Here is a 15,669-nt window from a genome sequence, read left to right as displayed (position 1 = left end):
GGCGCCTGAGGGCCGACGGTTCGCGACCGTCGGCCCTCAGCCTCAGTTCTAGTCTCTACATGTCCTGACCTGCGCTTACAGCACCGGCAGGTTCTTCCGCAGCTCGAAGGCGGTGACCTCCGAGCGGTACTCCTCCCACTCCTGCTTCTTGTTGCGGAGGAAGAAGTCGAAGACGTGTTCGCCCAGGGTCTCCGCGACCAGTTCGCTCTTCTCCATGAGGGAGATCGCCTCGCCGAGGTTCTGGGGGAGGGGCTCGATGCCCATCGCTCGGCGTTCCGAGTCGGAGAGGGCCCAGACGTCGTCGTCGGCGCCGGCCGGGAGTTCGTAGCCCTCTTCGATGCCCTTGAGGCCGGCGGCGAGGAGGACGGCGTAGGTCAGGTAGGGGTTGGCGCCCGCGTCGATGGAGCGGACCTCGACGCGGGAGGAGCCCGTCTTGCCCGGCTTGTACATGGGGACGCGGATGAGGGCCGAGCGGTTGTTGTGGCCCCAGCAGATGTACGAGGGGGCCTCGCCGCCCGAGCCGGCCGTGCGGGAGGAGCCGCCCCAGATGCGCTTGTAGGAGTTGACCCACTGGTTGGTGACGGCCGAGATCTCGCCCGCGTGCTTCAGGAGGCCCGCGATGAAGGAGCGGCCCACCTTGGAGAGCTGGTACTCCGCGCCCGACTCGTAGAAGGCGTTCCGGTCGCCCTCGAAGAGGGAGAGGTGGGTGTGCATGCCCGAGCCCGGGTACTCCGAGAACGGCTTCGGCATGAAGGTGGCCTGCACGCCCTGCTCCAGGGCCACCTGCTTCATGACCAGGCGGAAGGTCATGATGTTGTCGGCCGTGGAGAGCGCGTCGGCGTAGCGGAGGTCGATCTCCTGCTGGCCCGGCGCGCCCTCGTGGTGCGAGAACTCGACGGAGATGCCCATCGATTCGAGCATGGTGATCGCCTGGCGGCGGAAGTCCATGCCCACGTTCTGCGGGGTGTGGTCGAAGTAGCCCGAGTTGTCGGCCGGGGTGGGCCGGGAGCCGTCGAGCGGCTTGTCCTTCAGGAGGAAGAACTCGATCTCGGGGTGGGTGTAGAAGGTGAAGCCCAGGTCCGAGGTCTTGGCCAGGGCCCGCTTCAGGACGTAGCGCGGGTCCGCGAAGGACGGCGAGCCGTCCGGCATCAGGATGTCGCAGAACATCCGGGCCGTGCCCGGGGCCTCCGCGCGCCACGGCAGGATCTGGAACGTGCCCGGGTCCGGCTTGGCGATCATGTCCGACTCGTAGACGCGGGCGAAGCCCTCGATCGCGGAGCCGTCGAAGCCGATGCCCTCGTCGAAGGCCTGCTCCAGTTCGGCCGGCGCCACGGCCACCGACTTGAGGAAGCCGAGCACGTCGGTGAACCACAGACGCACGAAGCGGATGTCGCGCTCTTCGAGCGTACGGAGCACGAATTCCTGCTGCTTGTCCATTTCCACACCCATCCTCGCTGGTCAGGCCGCCTGATCCCACCGCCTCGGGCACATCGGGGGCACCTGAGCATCCCACCACATGGTTTCGCGCACGTTGCACACCCATACTGCCTGCTCGGTTGTGACTCAGGTAACGGGGGACGGAACGTTCCCCCTCGGCCGTTCCCGGTCCGTCGCCCGTCCTCCGGCGGCCAGTGGTACCCCGTTCGGCCCACAGGCGGCCTTCGCCCACTACGATCTCCGCCCATGGGGGCCCCACGGCTCGTACGCCCGTCCCGGCACGCGCGTCCCATGGCACTGGTGAGTGCCGTGGCGACGCTCCTCGCCGCGCTCTTCTTCTGTTCGGGGACGGGGCCGGGGGCGGGGGCGTCCCATCACGGGGCGGTTCCGGAGCGGCAGGGGCAGGCCGCGACCGCCGTCGCCGTCGAGTACGTCTGTCCTTACGACCGCAGCGGCTGCTCCCTCTTCCCCTCCCTCTCCCCCGCGGTGCTCAGCGCGCCCCCGCTCGATCCCCCGCTCCAGGCGGCGGACGGGCCTCCGCGCCTCGCCCCGGTCTCCGGCGACGGGCCGGCGCGCCGCTCCGGCGTCCGGCCCCGCGCGCCGGACCTGCACGTCCTTCAGGTTCTCCGGACCTAGGCGGAGGACGGGCGGCCCGTCCGCCCCGACGCCGCACGTCCGTGCCCGGACCGAACTCCATCCCCACCTCCCGAAGAAGGACGACCCACCATGGCCGCCAACCGCTCCGCCAACGCCGACCGCCGCGCCCGGATAGAGGAGATGCGCCGCGCCGAACAGTCCCGCGAGCGCCGCAACCGTCTGATCACCATCGGCGTCTCGACCGTCGTCGTGCTCGGCCTCGTCGGCTTCGGCAGCTTCGTGCTGATGAAGAAGTCCGACGAGCAGGACCAGAAGGAGGCCGCGGCCAAGGCCCCGATCTCCGCCGAGAAGACCTGGGACCCCGCCAAGCTCGGCCGCAACCACGTCCAGACGGCCGTGAAGTACGACATGAAGCCGCCGGTCGGCGGTGACCACAGCCAGGTCTGGATGAACTGCGACGGCGACGTCTACACGAAGCCGATCCCGGAGGTGAACGCCGTGCACTCCCTGGAGCACGGTGCCGTCTGGGTGACGTACAACAAGAAGGCCCCCAAGGCCGACGTGGATCAGCTGGCCGCGAAGGTGGGCAAGACCAAGTACACGCTGATGAGCCCCGTGGACGACCAGGCCGGGGCGATCATGCTGTCCGCCTGGGGCAAGCAGGTGACCGTGGACGGCGCGGACGACCCGCGCGTCGACGCGTTCTTCACCAAGTACGTGCAGGGCACGCAGACCCCCGAGCCGGGCGCGGCCTGCACGGGCGGGCTCGACGCCGGTGGCGCGGGCGGCGCGGGGATGGGCCGGTGAGGCCGAACCGCACGCAGGGCGCGGCGATCGCCGCCGTCGCCCTCGCGCTGCTCTTCGCCGGAGGTGCCGTCACCGTCGCGTCGGCCGACCGCGACGAGGTCCCCGCGACCCCGGTCTCCGCCTCGGCGGACGCCGGGTTCGCCCGGGACATGTCGGTCCACCACCAGCAGGCCGTCGAGATGTCGTTCATCGTCCGGGACCGGACGAAGGACGAGGCCGTGCGCCGGCTCGCGTACGACATCGCCAACACGCAGGCCAACCAGCGGGGCATGATGCTCGGCTGGCTCGACCTGTGGGGACTGCCCAAGAACGAGTCCGGCGTCGAGCCGATGACCTGGATGGGCATGGGCGGCTCGGGCGACACCGGTCCGCTGGACGGGGCGCTCATGCCGGGCATGGTGACCAAGACGCAGATCGAGGAGTTGCGCGGGGCCAGTGGCCGGGAGGCCGAGGTCCTGTACCTGAAGATGATGACCGAGCACCACAAGGGCGGGGTCCACATGGCCGAGGGCTGCGTCCAGAAGTGCACCGTGGGCGCCGAGCGCGCGCTCGCCCAGGGCATGGTCGACGCGCAGAAGTCCGAGGTGCTGCTGATGGCGGACATGCTGAAGGAGCGCGGGGCCTGACCCCGGCCCCTCGGAGGAGGGCCCCGGCCCCCGTGACCCGCTGCGGTCGCGGGGGCCGTGCCGTGCGCCGAGAATGAAGGGGCTCGGGGATTCGTACGACGACGTTCGACGACGAAAGGTACGCGACCCCATGACCACGGCGAAGGACATCATGCACCCCGGGGCCCAGTGGATCCCGGCTCACGAGACGCTCGACCGTGCCGCGCAGCTCATGCGCAACCTGAACGTGGGCGCCCTGCCCATCGCCGACGAGAACGAACGCCTCTGCGGCATCCTCACGGACCGCGACATCGTCGTCGGCTGTGTGGCCATGGGCCACGACCCGTCCAAGGTGACCTGCGGTGAGATGGCCCAGGGCACCCCGCGCTGGGTCGAGGCGAACGCCGACGTGGGCGCCGTCCTGGAGGAGATGCAGGGCCACCGGATCAAGCGGCTGCCCGTCATCGAGGACAAGCAGCTCGTCGGCATGATCAGCGAGGCCGAGCTGGCGCAGCACCTGTCGGACGAGCAGATCAAGGCGTTCTGCATGAGCGTCTACGCCTCCTCCTGACGCTCCCCCTCGGACGAAGGGCGGGACGGGGTGGGGGGGGACGGAGCGGGGCGGGACCGGTCCTGGACTCCCGGCCCGGTCCAGGAACCCCGACCCGGTCCCGGGCTCCCGGCCCGTCCCGGCCCCGGTACCCCTGCACCAAGACATAGCGTCGGTCTGACGATTAGACTGGGCACGTGCCTCAACTACGCCTCGCCCTCAATCAGATCGACTCGACCGTCGGAGACCTCGCCGGGAACGCCGAGGCGATCGTGCACTGGACCCGGCACGCCGCCGGGCAGGGCGCGCACCTCGTCGCGTTCCCCGAGATGGTGCTGACCGGATACCCCGTCGAGGACCTCGCGCTGCGCTCCTCCTTCGTGGAGGCGTCCCGGGCGGCCCTGCGCGGGCTCGCCCGGCGGCTCGCCGAGGAGGGGTTCGGGGAGGTGCCGGTGGTCGTCGGTCACCTGGACCGCTCGGAGCGGGCGGAGCCCCGGCTCGGCCGGCCGGCCGGGTCGCCGGAGAACGCCGCCGCCGTCCTGTACGGCGGCGAGGTGGCGCTGCGGTTCGCCAAGCACCACCTGCCCAACTACGGCGTCTTCGACGAGTACCGCTACTTCGTGCGGGGCGACACCCTGCCGGTCGTCCGGGTCCACGGGATCGACGTGGCCCTGGCGATCTGCGAGGACCTCTGGCAGGACGGCGGCCGGGTCCCGGCGGCGCGCGCCGCGCGGGCGGGGCTGCTCCTGTCGGTGAACGCCTCGCCGTACGAGCGGAACAAGGACGACACGCGTCTCGAACTGGTCCGGACGCGGGCCCGGGAGGCCGGGTGCGTCACCGCGTACCTGGCGGCCACCGGCGGCCAGGACGAGCTGGTCTTCGACGGCGACTCGATCGTCGTGGACGCGGCGGGCGAGGTCGTGGCGCGGGCCCCGCAGTTCGTCGAGGGCAGTGTGATCCTGGACCTGGACCTGCCCGCGTACGACCCGGACGCACCGGAGGGGCCGGTCGGGGAGGACGGGCTGCGGATCGACCGGGTGGTGCTCTCCGAGAAGCCGCTGCCCGCGTACGAGCCGGAGCTGACGGGCGGTTGCGCGCGCCGGCTCGACGACGACGAGGAGGTGTACTCGGCGCTCGTCGTCGGCCTGCGCGCCTACCTCGCGAAGAACGGTTTCCGCTCGGTCCTGGTCGGCCTGTCGGGCGGCATCGACTCCTCGCTCGTCGCGGCGATCGCCTGCGACGCGCTCGGCGCGGAGAACGTGTACGGGGTGTCGATGCCGTCGAAGTACTCCTCCGGGCACTCGCGCGGCGACGCGGCCGAGCTGGCCCGCCGGACCGGGCTCCACCACCGCACGGTGTCGATCGAGCCGATGTTCGACGCGTACATGGGGGCGCTCGGCCTCACCGGGCTCGCGGAGGAGAACCTCCAGGCCCGGCTGCGCGGCACGGCCCTGATGGCGCTGTCGAACCAGGAGGGGCACCTGGTCCTCGCGCCGGGCAACAAGTCCGAGCTGGCGGTGGGGTATTCGACACTGTACGGGGACGCGGTCGGCGCGTTCGGGCCCCTCAAGGACGTGTACAAGTCGGACGTCTTCCGGCTCGCGCGCTGGCGGAACCGGGCGGCCGAGGAGCGCGGCCGGACGCCGCCGATCCCGGAGAACTCGATCTCCAAGCCGCCCAGCGCCGAGCTGCGCCCGGGGCAGGTCGACACGGACTCGCTGCCGGACTACGAGGTCCTGGACGGCATCCTCGCCCTGTACGTGGACGGGGACCGGGGGCGGGACGCGATCGTGGCCGCCGGGTACGACGAGGAGTTGGTGACGCGGACGCTGCGGATGGTGGACGCGGCGGAGTACAAGCGGCGCCAGTACCCGCCGGGCACCAAGATCTCGGCGAAGGGCTTCGGCAAGGACCGGCGCCTGCCGGTCACGAACCGCTGGCGGGAGTCCCCGGCCGGCTGACCCCGGCCCCGGCTTCTTCGGCGGTTTCGAGGGGGCTTCCCGCGACGACGCGGGAGGTCCCCTCCGGCGTACGGCGGTCGAGCAGGCCCGCCACCGCCGCGACCGCCAGGCCGACGACGCTGAGGCCCGCGCCGACCAGGGTCGGGGAGGTCCAGCCCCAGCCGGCGGCGACGGCCGCGCCGCCCGCCCAGGCGCCGCCCGCGTTCGCGAGGTTGAAGGCCGAGTGGTTGGAGGCGGAGGCGAGCGTGGGCGCGTCCGCGGCCTTGCGCATGACCAGCATCTGGAGCGGGGTGGTGGTCATGAAGCCGACCGCGCCGAGCACGACGACCGTGACCAGGGCCAGCCAGGGCACGTGGACGGTGAACCGGAAGGCGACCAGGGCGAGGACGAGGGCGGCGAGCGAGCCGTACAGGGTGGGGCGCAGGGCGCGGTCGGTCAGCGGTCCGGCGGCGAGCGCGCCGCCGGTCATCCCGAGGCCGAAGAGGGCGAGGACGACCGTGACGGTGGAGTCGCCGAAGCCCATCACCTCGGTGGTCATCGAGGCGAGGTACGAGTAGACGGCGAAGACGCCCGCGAAGCCGAAGACGGCGGTGAGCAGGCCGAGCAGCACCTGCGGGCGGCCGAGGGCGCGCACCTCGCGGCCCAGGCTCCGGTGTCGGTCGGCGGGGATCGGCGGGACGAGGCGGGCGAGCGCGGCCACGGCGAGCAGGCCGATCGCGGCGACCACGAGGAAGGTGGCCCGCCAGCCGAGGTGCTGGCCGAGGAGGGTCGCGGCCGGTACGCCGAGGATGTTGGCGACGGTGAGCCCGAGGAACATGGTGGCCACCGCCCGCGCCTGCCGGTCCTCGCGGACGAGGCGGGCGGCGACGACCGCGCCGAGGCCGAAGAACGCGCCGTGCGGGAGGCCGGCGAGGACCCGGCCCGCGACGAGCCAGCCGAAGCCGGGGGCGAGCGCGGAGGCGAGGTTGCCGACCGTGAAGAGGGCCATGAGCAGCAGGAGCATCCGCTTGCGCGGGACGCGGGAGCCGAGGGCGGTGAGCAGTGGGGCGCCGACGACGACCCCGATCGCGTACGCCGAGACGAGGTGTCCGGCGGTGGGGACGGAGGTGCCGAGGTCCTCGGCGACCTGGGGCAGGAGGCCCATCATCACGAATTCGGTGGTGCCGATGCCGAAGGCGGAGACGGCCAGGGCGAGCAACGCCAGGGGCATGGGAGGGGAAGCCTTCCGGGGGTGGGGGCGAGGATTAGTTCGCTGTCTGAACAAATTGTCGCAGACGGCGTGTTCCCGGTGGCTTCCGGAGGATGAAGGGGACGTTTCGGCGCGGGGCCGGTTCAGAACGCCACGCGCGCGGCTACCGGGAGGTGGTCGCTCCGCGTGGCGGGCAGCGCCCAGGAGGAGACGGGCTCGACGCCCTTGACCATGATCTGGTCGATGCGGGCCATCGGGAACGAGGCCGGCCAGCTGAACCCGAAGCCGTCGCCGGCCGCGCCCTGGGTGGAGCGGAGCTGCGAGGTGACGGCGTTGAGGGCGCGGTCGTTCATGGTGCCGTTGAGGTCGCCGAGGAGGACGAGCCTCTCGTGCGGGTCGCGGGAGATGGCGGCCCCGAGCGCGTCGGCGCTGTTGTCGCGCTGGTTGGCGGTGAACCCGGCGTTCATCCTGACCCGCACCGACGGCAGGTGGGCGACGTACACGGCCACCTCGCCCTTCGGGGTCACGACGGAGGCGCGCATGGCGCGGGTCCAGCCCATGTGGATGTCGACGGGCTGCGCGCCGCGCAGCGGCAGCTTGCTCCAGAGGCCGACGGTGCCCTGGACGGAGTGGTACGGGTAGGCCTCGGCGAGGCCCTCCTCGTAGACCGGGACCATGTCGCCCTTGAGCTCCTCCAGGGCGAGCACGTCGATGCCGGAGGCGGCGAGCTGCCGGGCGGCGCCCTCGGGGTCGGGGTTGTCGGCGTTCACGTTGTGGGTGGCGACGGACAGGTCGCCGCCGGAGGCCGACTTGTCGGCGACGAGCCCGCCGAAGAGGTTGAGCCACACCACGGCCGGCAGCAGCAGCGCGATCAGCGCGGTGGCGGACCGGCGCAGCAGGGCGAGGACGAGCAGGAGCGGCACGAAGAGGCCGAACCAGGGGAGGAAGGTCTCCGTGAGGCTGCCCAGGTTGCCGATCCGGTTGGGGATGTCGGCGTGGAGGACCATGACGAGGGTGAGCGCCACGGCGGCCAGGGCGATCAGGACGCCCCGGCGCCAGATCCCCCGGTCGCGGCGGAGCCGGTCGAGGGCGGTCCGGAACCGGGAACGGGGACGCTCGCCGTTCGCACCGCCGTACTCGGTCCCCGTCGTGTCCACCCGCGTCATCGCTGCCCTCACTGCCGTGCGCCGTGCCGTCTTGCCTGCTGCCGTGACCCGACGTCGACACTAGGCGATGAGGGGGCGGCCGTACTCCCCCAGGGACGACACCGCACGCGTGGCGGGTTCCTGCGGGGTGCGGAGGCGGGGCTGTTGTGACAGAACGCTCATATTCGCGGCGGTCCGCGGCCCCGGGGCCGGGGGTGGGTCAGGCGCGGGGGCGCAGGCCGTCCAGGACGGTGTCGACGACCCGTTCGGCGAGGCCGGGCTCCAGGTCGGAGGAGCCCGGACGGATCATCGTGCGCAGCAGCAGGGGGCCGACGAGGAGGTCGTTGACGAACTCGGCGTCGAGGTCGTCGCGGAGTTCGCCCCGTTCCATGCCCCGCAGCACCGCGTCCAGGCCGAGGCGGCGGCGCGGTTCGACGGCGGTGAGCTGGTAGGCGTCCCACAGCTTGGGATAGAGCTGCATCTGGGAGAAGACGGTGTGGAGGAGGGCGGAGGTCCGCTTGGCGAGGCCGCGCTGCCGCAGGGACTCCAGGAGCGCCACGAGGTCGTCCCGGGCCGAGGTGCCGGGCAGCACCGGGTCCGGGGGCTCCAGGGAGCGCAGCAGGTCGACGAAGAGGTCCTCCTTGCCGGACCAGCGGCGGTAGATGGTGGCCTTGCCGACCCCGGCGGTGCGGGCGATCCGCTCGATGGACAGCTCGGTCAGCGGGACCCCCTCGTCCAGGAGCCCCCCGACCGCCTCGAAGATCGCCTGCTCGACGGCCTCGGACCGGGGACGGCCCCGGCGGGGGGCGGGAGCGGAGGGGCCTCCGGGGCCCGGGGCGGCGCCCCCGGGCCCCGGAGCCGACGCCTTCCCGCTCCCCGGAGGTGTCGTCGTCCCGCTCCCGGGAGGTGTCGTCGTCCCGTCCCCCGGAGCGGCCACCCCGCCCTCCGGAGGTGTCGTCGTCCCGGCTTCCGGCCTCTCGCCGGGAGCGTCCCCGTCGGCGTGGGGGGCCGGGTTCTCGCCGTTCTGGAGCGACACGTGCGTTCCGCCTCTCGTCCGGGGGCTGCGGGCTACCGTCGGGCCGATTCTCCCGCTCCGGCGCCGGGCGCCGGTACCGAGGCCCGGGGGGTGTCGCCCTCCGGGCCGCCGGGCGCGTCCGGGGCGGCGCCCGGGGACGCCGGGGCGCGGCCCGGCAGGAAGGCGGCGACGACCACCGCGCCGACCAGGGCGATCGCGGCCGAGGCGCAGGCCGTGACGTGCATGGCGTCCAGGAAGGCCCGGTACGCGGGGGCCACCAGGTCCCGGCCCGCCGGACCGAGCTTCTCGGCGACCGCGAGCGTGCCCTCGACGGACTCGCCCGCCGTGGCCCGCAGCGCCGCCGGCACCCCGCCCAGGTGCCCCTCGATCTCGCCCCGGTACACGGAGGAGAGCACCGAGCCGAGGACGGCGACGCCGAGCGCCCCGCCGACCTGCCGGAAGGTGTTGTTGATCGCCGAGCCGGAGCCCGCCTTCTCGCGGGGCAGCGCCTGCATGATGGCGACCGTGACCGGCGGCATGATGTGCGCCATGCCCGCGCCCTGGAGGAAGAAGACGACTTCGAGGGCCCAGACCGGGGTCGAGGTGTCGAAGAGGGCGAAGGCGGCGAGGCCGAGGGCGACGAGCAGCATGCCGGCGGCGCACACGGTCCGGGCGCCGAAGCGCTCGACGACGAGCCGGGCGCGGGGCGCGAACGCCATCTGGGCGACGGCCAGCGGCAGCAGGAGCAGGCCGGACTCCAGGGCGGTGTAGCCGCGGACGCTCTGGAGGTAGAAGGCCGAGAAGAAGGTCACGCCCATGAGGGCGAAGAAGACGAGCGCGATCGCGGCGACGGCGGCCGAGAACGCGGGCTTCCCGAAGTACGACATGTCGATGGCCGGGTGGTCGCTGCGCCGTTCGTGCAGGACGAAGCCGACGAGGACCGCGAGGCCGCCGAGGACCGGGGCGAGGACGGTGACGTCGGTGAAGTCCGCCAGCTCGCCGCCGCGGATGATCCCGTACACCAGGAGGACGAGGCCGACGACGGAGAGGAGCACGCCGGGCACGTCGACGCGGCCGGGCCTGGGGTCCCGGGAGTCGGGCACGAGCCAGACCATCAGGGCCAGGGCGAGGAGCACGACGGGCACGTTGACGAGGAAGATCGATCCCCACCAGAAGTGTTCGAGCAGGACGCCGCCGGTGATGGGACCGATCGCGATGGCGAGGCCGACGCCGCCGGCCCAGATGCCGATGGCCTTGGGCTGCTCGTCGCGCTCGAAGACGTTCATGAGGACGGCGAGGGTCGCGGGCATCACGAAGGCGGCGCCGAGGCCCATGACGGCCCGGAAGGCGATCAGTTCGCCCGGGGAGCCGGAGAACGCGGCGAGGGCGGAGCCGATGCCGAAGACGGTGATGCCGAAGAGCAGCACCTTCTTGCGGCCGAGGCGGTCGCCGAGCAGGCCGGAGGTGAAGAGGAGCCCGGCGAAGACGAGCGTGTAGGAGTTGATGGCCCACTCCAGCTCGCTCTGGGTGGCGCCGATGCCGGTGGGGGCGGGGGCGGCGATCGTCCTGACGGCCACGTTCAGGATCGAGTTGTCGAGGACGACGATCAGCAGGCTGAGCATGAGGACGCCGAGGACGGCCCAGCGACGCCGGTGGACGGCCTCGGGGACGCGGGGCCCGGCGGGTATCGCGGGTGCGGCGGGTGCGGTGGACGGCTGTGACATGCCGACCAGCGTAGGGCCATTTCGATACGAGACCGTCTCGTATCGAAAAAGCTGGACGAGTCTTTACGCTGCGCCGGCACGCGGGTCCGACGCCGCGCCGCTTCACGTCCCCGCCGGGCTTCACACATCGCGGGGGTGTGAACAGCGCCACTTCGGCCCACTTTCCCGTCCGCCCGCCGAAGTGCCACCATGGACGTGGTCCGGGGACGCCGTGAGGGCGCCTCGAGATGACGACAAGGAGCCGTGCACCATGACGCTTCAGGCTGCCCAGAAGCCGCCCGCCGCCTCCGGCGACAACGACAGGTCGCTGTACGGGGGGAAGGGCACCCGCCGCCTCACCGTCCACGACATCGCCGCCGCCAAGGCCCGCGGCGAGAAGTGGCCCATGCTCACCGCCTACGACGCGATGACCGCCTCCGTCTTCGACGAGGCCGGCATCCCCGTCATCCTCGTCGGCGACTCGATGGGCAACTGTCACCTCGGCTACGACACCACCGTGCCCGTCACGATGGACGAGATGACCTTCCTCTCCGCCGCCGTCGTGCGCGGGACCAGGAGGGCCCTCGTCGTCGGCGACCTCCCCTTCGGCTCGTACCAGGAGGGGCCCGTCCAGGCCCTGCGCAACGCCACCCGGCTCGTCAAGGACGCCGGCGTCGGCGCGATCAAGCTGGAGGGCGGCGAGCGTTCGCTGCCGCAGACCGAGCTGCTCGTCCAGGCCGGCGTCCCCGTCATGTCCCACCTGGGCCTGACCCCGCAGTCCGTCAACACCATGGGCTACCGGGTGCAGGGCCGCTCCGACGAGGCCGCCCACCGGCTCCTCCGCGACGCCAAGGCCGCGCAGGACGCGGGCGCGTTCGCGGTCGTCCTGGAGCTCGTGCCGGCCGAGCTGGCCGCCGAGGTCACCCGTTCGCTGCACATCCCGACCATCGGCATCGGCGCGGGCGCCGGGACCGACGCGCAGGTCCTCGTCTGGACCGACATGGCCGGTCTGACCGGCGGCAAGGTGCCGCGCTTCACCAAGCAGTACGCCAACCTCCGCGAGACGCTCGGCGATGCCGCGCGCGCCTTCGCCGAGGACGTCTCCGGCGGGGCGTTCCCCGCCGAGGAGCACACCTTCCACTAGGGATCCGGGGATTCCACCAGGGATCCGGGGAAGACCCCCGAAAAGCCACTGCGGCACCTCCGACAGCCCGCCGACATCCCCCATCGGCGGGCTGTCGGCCGTCTGTCGGGGTCCTGTCGGTGGGGTCCTGTTCCATGGTGGACATGACGCGATCACACACCAACGCCGTCGAGGTACGGGGCCTCGTGAAGCACTTCGGCGCGACGAAGGCCCTCGACGGGGTCGACCTGGACGTCCGGGAGGGCACGGTCCTCGGGGTCCTCGGCCCCAACGGAGCCGGCAAGACCACCCTCGTCCGCTGCCTGTCCACCCTGCTCGTCCCGGATTCCGGGACCGCCTTCGTCGCCGGGTACGACGTGGTGCGCCAGCCCCGGCAGCTGCGCCGCACCATCGGCCTCACCGGCCAGTACGCCTCGGTCGACGAGAAGCTGTCCGGCTGGGAGAACCTCTACATGATCGGGCGGCTGCTCGACCTCTCCCGCAAGGACGCCCGGGCCCGCGCCGACGAGCTCCTGGAGCGCTTCTCGCTCACCGAGGCCGCCAAGCGGCCCGCGATGAACTACTCGGGCGGCATGCGCCGGCGGCTCGACCTGGCCGCCTCGATGATCGGGAACCCGGCCGTCCTCTACCTGGACGAGCCGACGACCGGTCTCGACCCGCGCACCCGCAACGAGGTGTGGGACGAGGTCCGGCGGATGGTCTCCGAGGGCGCCACGGTCCTGCTCACCACCCAGTACATGGAGGAGGCGGAGCAGCTCGCGAGCGAGCTGACCGTCGTCGACCGCGGCAAGGTCATCGCCGAGGGCAAGGTCGACGAGCTCAAGGCCCGGGTCGGCGGCCGGACCCTGAAGGTGCGCCCGGCGGACCCGGCCGACCTGACCGCCATGGCCGCCGCGCTGCGCGAGACCGGTCTCGACGGCGTCGCCGGCGCGACCGTCGTCGCCGACGAGGGCGCGCTGTACGTGCCGATCCTCGCCGACGAGCAGCTGACCGCCGTCGTGGGCCTGCTCGGCGCGCGCGGCTTCGGCATCGCCCACATCGGCACCCATCTGCCCAGCCTGGACGAGGTGTTCCTGGCGATCACCGGCCAGAAGACGACCGTGTCCGACGCGCTTCCCGAGGAGGTCGCCGCATGAGCACCGCCACCACGACCACACCGCTCTCCAAGACCCCCGTCGGCGGCCCGGACCGGGGCACGGGCCCGGCGCGGACGCCGGCCGGCGAGGGCCGGATCGGCCTGCGGGCCAACCTGCGCCACATCGGCGCCCTGGCCCGGCGCAACGCCCTCCAGATCAAGCAGGACCCGGAGTCGATGTTCGACGCGGTCCTGATGCCGATCATCTTCATCCTGCTGTTCGTGTACGTCTTCGGCGGCGCGATCGCCGGCAAGGGCAACAACGACGCGTACGTGAACTACGTGACGCCCGGCCTGATGGCGATGATGGGCATGAACATCGCCATGGCCGTCGGAACCGGCGTGAACGAGGACTTCAAGAAGGGGGTCATGGACCGGTTCCGGACGATGCCGATCGCCCGGTCCTCCGTCCTGATCGCCAAGATCGTCGTCGAGGTCGGCCGGATGCTGATCGCCACCGCGATCCTGCTCGGCATGGGCTTCCTGCTCGGCATGGAGATCAAGACCTCGGTCCTCGACCTCTTCGCCGCGATCGGCCTGTCGATGGTCTTCGGCGCCTCGCTGATGTGGGTCTTCATCCTGCTCGGCCTCACCATGAAGACGAGCCAGGCGGTCCAGGGGGTCGCGATGCTGGTCCTGATGCCGCTCCAGTTCGGCTCCTCGATCTTCGCCCCGCCGACCTCGATGCCGGGCTGGCTGGAGACCTTCACCGACTACAACCCGCTCTCCAACCTCGCCGACGCCGCGCGGAACCTCGTCAACGGCGGTCCGCTCGCCCACTCGGTGTGGATGACCCTCGGCTGGTCGGTGCTGATCACGGTCGTCACGGCGCCGATCGCGGTCGCCAAGTTCCGCAGGAAGACCTGAGCCGGGGTCCCTCGGGGGTCAGGACTCGGCGCGCTCTCCGATCGCGTCGGCGGCGCGACCGAGCAGGGCGGCGGCCTCTTCCAGGGAGAGGCCGTCGCCCTCGGCGCGTGCCGCCCCGAACTCCGCGTCGCCGAGCACGGACCGGGCGAGCGCGGTGGCCCGCTCCAGCTGTTCCCGCTCGGTCGGCGGCGGCAGGTGCTCCGCCGGGAGCAGTCCTTCCCTGGCCCCGAGCAGCACCGCGCCGGTGCGCGCCTCCGGTCCGCCGAGCCCGGCCAGGGCCCAGGCGGCGACGACCAGGTGCGTGGCCGGCATCTGCGGGCCGATCATCATGGACAGCGGGACCAGTGAGCGCTCGTACGCCTCCGCGGCGAGGGCGAGCGCGGAGGCGTACCGGCCGTCCAGGACGTCCAGCCAGCCGAGGACGCCGAGGGTGAAGCCCTTGAAGAGGGCGAGGGTGTCCGAGTCGAACTCCCGGAGCAGCGCGTGGAGGTGCTCGCGGGCCTCGTCGGTGCGTCCCTCCCGGGCGAGTGCCACGCCGAGGAACATGCGGGCGCCGACGCGGGGTTCGTGGCCCAGGCCGTGGTCGTCGGCCAGGATCTCGCGCAGGATCGCCTCGCCCTCGGCGGGCCGTCCGGCCTCGACGAGCGTGCCGGCGTACCGGGCCCGCAGGAGCAGCACCTGTGCCTGCGCGCCGATCCGTTCGGCGTGGCCGATGGCGGCGGTGAAGTCCGCGGCGGCCGCCTCGAAGTCGAGGAGCCGTTCCTTGGCCTCCGCGCGGGAGGAGAGCGCCTCGGCCGCGCCCCAGGCGTCGCCGAACCGTTCGAAGATCTCCAGGCTCTCGTCGGCGTCGGCGATCGCCTCGGCGGCCCGGTCGCCCCGGTTGGCGAGCATGTTGGCGCGCAGCTGGAGGATGTTGGCGAGGTCCCAGTCGTAGCCGTAGCGGCGGCAGGCGTCGACGGTGGTGTCGAGCCGCTCGCCGAGCCGGCCGGCCTCTCCGATGAGGAGGACCGCGAAGACGGCGAAGGAGCCGGGCAGCCGGCAGGACTGGGGCAGGCCCGGGTCGTGGACGGCGGTCATCTCGCGCAGTCGCCGCACGCCCTCGGGGGAGGTCCAGCGGCCGGTCTCGTGGCTCATGTTGATCAGTTCGACGAGCCGCACCCCGCGCCGGGCCTCCCAGCGCTGTTCCTCGGAGAGCGGCGGCGGGGCGGCCGTGCACGGCTCGTACAGGGGGACGACGGGGGCGGCGGGCGGTGCGAACGGGTCGGGTCCGAGGGCCGCGGCGGCCTCGGCCCAGTGCAGGGCGTCGGTGCGCAGGTCGCGCATCTGCCAGTACCAGAGCAGGGAGTGGACGAGGACGAGGGCCTCGTCCTCGTCGCGGGCGTCGACGGCCCGGCGCAGGGCGGTGCGGAGGTTGCCGTACTCGGTCTCGAAGCGGGCGACGGCGGCGACCTGCCCCGGCCCCCGCAGCTGCGGATCCGTACGCCGGGCCAGCTCCCGGTAGTACGTCAGATGCC

The 15,669-nt window shown here is 72.4% G+C and carries 13 protein-coding genes and 1 pseudogene; 8 read left to right on the top strand and 6 right to left on the bottom strand.

Going from position 1 to position 15,669, the window contains the following annotated elements; translation table 11 throughout:
* Positions 1 to 75 precede the first annotated feature (75 nt).
* A complete protein-coding gene (locus ACFY7E_RS28370) occupies positions 76 to 1,437 on the bottom strand; it encodes a glutamine synthetase family protein (protein ID WP_356543831.1) in 1,362 nt (453 codons plus the stop codon).
* A 291-nt stretch (positions 1,438 to 1,728) separates the two neighbouring features.
* Here ACFY7E_RS28370 and ACFY7E_RS28365 point away from each other — a divergent pair, with 291 nt between their 5' ends.
* The 5 genes from ACFY7E_RS28365 (at position 1,729) to ACFY7E_RS28345 (ending at position 5,957) form a co-directional block, all read left to right on the top strand.
* On the top strand, positions 1,729 to 2,073 hold the full coding sequence (locus ACFY7E_RS28365; protein ID WP_389489741.1) for a hypothetical protein: 345 nt from the start codon (positions 1,729 to 1,731) through the stop codon (positions 2,071 to 2,073).
* Positions 2,074 to 2,163: 90 nt separating this feature from the next.
* Positions 2,164 to 2,841, top strand: coding sequence for a DUF3105 domain-containing protein (locus ACFY7E_RS28360; RefSeq protein ID WP_389489739.1), 678 nt, complete (start codon positions 2,164 to 2,166; stop codon positions 2,839 to 2,841).
* Positions 2,838 to 3,467 carry a DUF305 domain-containing protein gene (locus ACFY7E_RS28355; protein WP_389489736.1) on the top strand — a complete coding sequence of 210 codons (630 nt, stop codon included), beginning with the start codon at positions 2,838 to 2,840 and terminating at the stop codon, positions 3,465 to 3,467. Before ACFY7E_RS28360 ends, ACFY7E_RS28355 begins: the two co-directional genes overlap by 4 nt.
* 130 nt (positions 3,468 to 3,597) lie before the next feature.
* Entirely contained in the window at positions 3,598 to 4,017 is a 420-nt protein-coding gene (locus ACFY7E_RS28350) for a CBS domain-containing protein (RefSeq protein WP_389489734.1), read from the top strand.
* A 176-nt stretch (positions 4,018 to 4,193) separates the two neighbouring features.
* Positions 4,194 to 5,957, top strand: coding sequence for an NAD+ synthase (locus ACFY7E_RS28345; RefSeq protein ID WP_389489732.1), 1,764 nt, complete (start codon positions 4,194 to 4,196; stop codon positions 5,955 to 5,957).
* On the opposite strand, the gene ACFY7E_RS28340 is transcribed toward ACFY7E_RS28345, so the two are convergent.
* The 4 genes from ACFY7E_RS28340 to ACFY7E_RS28325 all read right to left on the bottom strand — a co-directional run bounded on the left by ACFY7E_RS28340 (position 5,923) and on the right by ACFY7E_RS28325 (position 11,030).
* Positions 5,923 to 7,167: an MFS transporter gene (locus ACFY7E_RS28340; RefSeq protein WP_389489730.1), complete on the bottom strand. Its 1,245-nt coding sequence runs from the start codon at positions 7,165 to 7,167 to the stop codon at positions 5,923 to 5,925. The two genes, ACFY7E_RS28345 and ACFY7E_RS28340, sit on opposite strands and share 35 nt — an antisense overlap.
* A gap of 122 nt (positions 7,168 to 7,289) precedes the next feature.
* Positions 7,290 to 8,312 (bottom strand): endonuclease/exonuclease/phosphatase family protein, encoded by a 1,023-nt coding sequence (locus tag ACFY7E_RS28335; protein WP_389489727.1) that lies wholly within the window; start codon positions 8,310 to 8,312, stop codon positions 7,290 to 7,292.
* Between the two features lie 199 nt (positions 8,313 to 8,511).
* Positions 8,512 to 9,228 (bottom strand): TetR/AcrR family transcriptional regulator, encoded by a 717-nt coding sequence (locus ACFY7E_RS28330; RefSeq protein WP_389489915.1) that lies wholly within the window; start codon positions 9,226 to 9,228, stop codon positions 8,512 to 8,514.
* A gap of 131 nt (positions 9,229 to 9,359) precedes the next feature.
* Positions 9,360 to 11,030, bottom strand: coding sequence for an MFS transporter (locus ACFY7E_RS28325; protein WP_389489725.1), 1,671 nt, complete (start codon positions 11,028 to 11,030; stop codon positions 9,360 to 9,362).
* Positions 11,031 to 11,280: 250 nt separating this feature from the next.
* Between ACFY7E_RS28325 and panB the strand changes: the two genes are divergently transcribed.
* The 3 genes from panB (at position 11,281) to ACFY7E_RS28310 (ending at position 14,155) form a co-directional block, all read left to right on the top strand.
* Positions 11,281 to 12,153: a 3-methyl-2-oxobutanoate hydroxymethyltransferase gene (panB, locus tag ACFY7E_RS28320; RefSeq protein WP_389489722.1), complete on the top strand. Its 873-nt coding sequence runs from the start codon at positions 11,281 to 11,283 to the stop codon at positions 12,151 to 12,153.
* 134 nt (positions 12,154 to 12,287) lie between these two features.
* On the top strand, positions 12,288 to 13,289 hold the full coding sequence (locus tag ACFY7E_RS28315) for an ATP-binding cassette domain-containing protein (protein WP_389489720.1): 1,002 nt from the start codon (positions 12,288 to 12,290) through the stop codon (positions 13,287 to 13,289).
* Entirely contained in the window at positions 13,286 to 14,155 is an 870-nt protein-coding gene (locus tag ACFY7E_RS28310; protein ID WP_389489718.1) for an ABC transporter permease, read from the top strand. Before ACFY7E_RS28315 ends, ACFY7E_RS28310 begins: the two co-directional genes overlap by 4 nt.
* Before the next feature lie 18 nt (positions 14,156 to 14,173).
* Here ACFY7E_RS28310 and ACFY7E_RS28305 read toward each other — a convergent pair.
* Positions 14,174 to 15,669: pseudogene (locus tag ACFY7E_RS28305) on the bottom strand (AfsR family transcriptional regulator); the annotation flags it as partial.

Origin of the sequence: Streptomyces sp. NPDC012825 (genome assembly GCF_042900925.1) — a bacterium.
GTDB lineage: Bacteria > Actinomycetota > Actinomycetes > Streptomycetales > Streptomycetaceae > Streptomyces.
The sequence above is the reverse complement of the archived record's forward strand: the minus strand, read 5'-3'. Positions and strand labels throughout refer to the sequence as shown.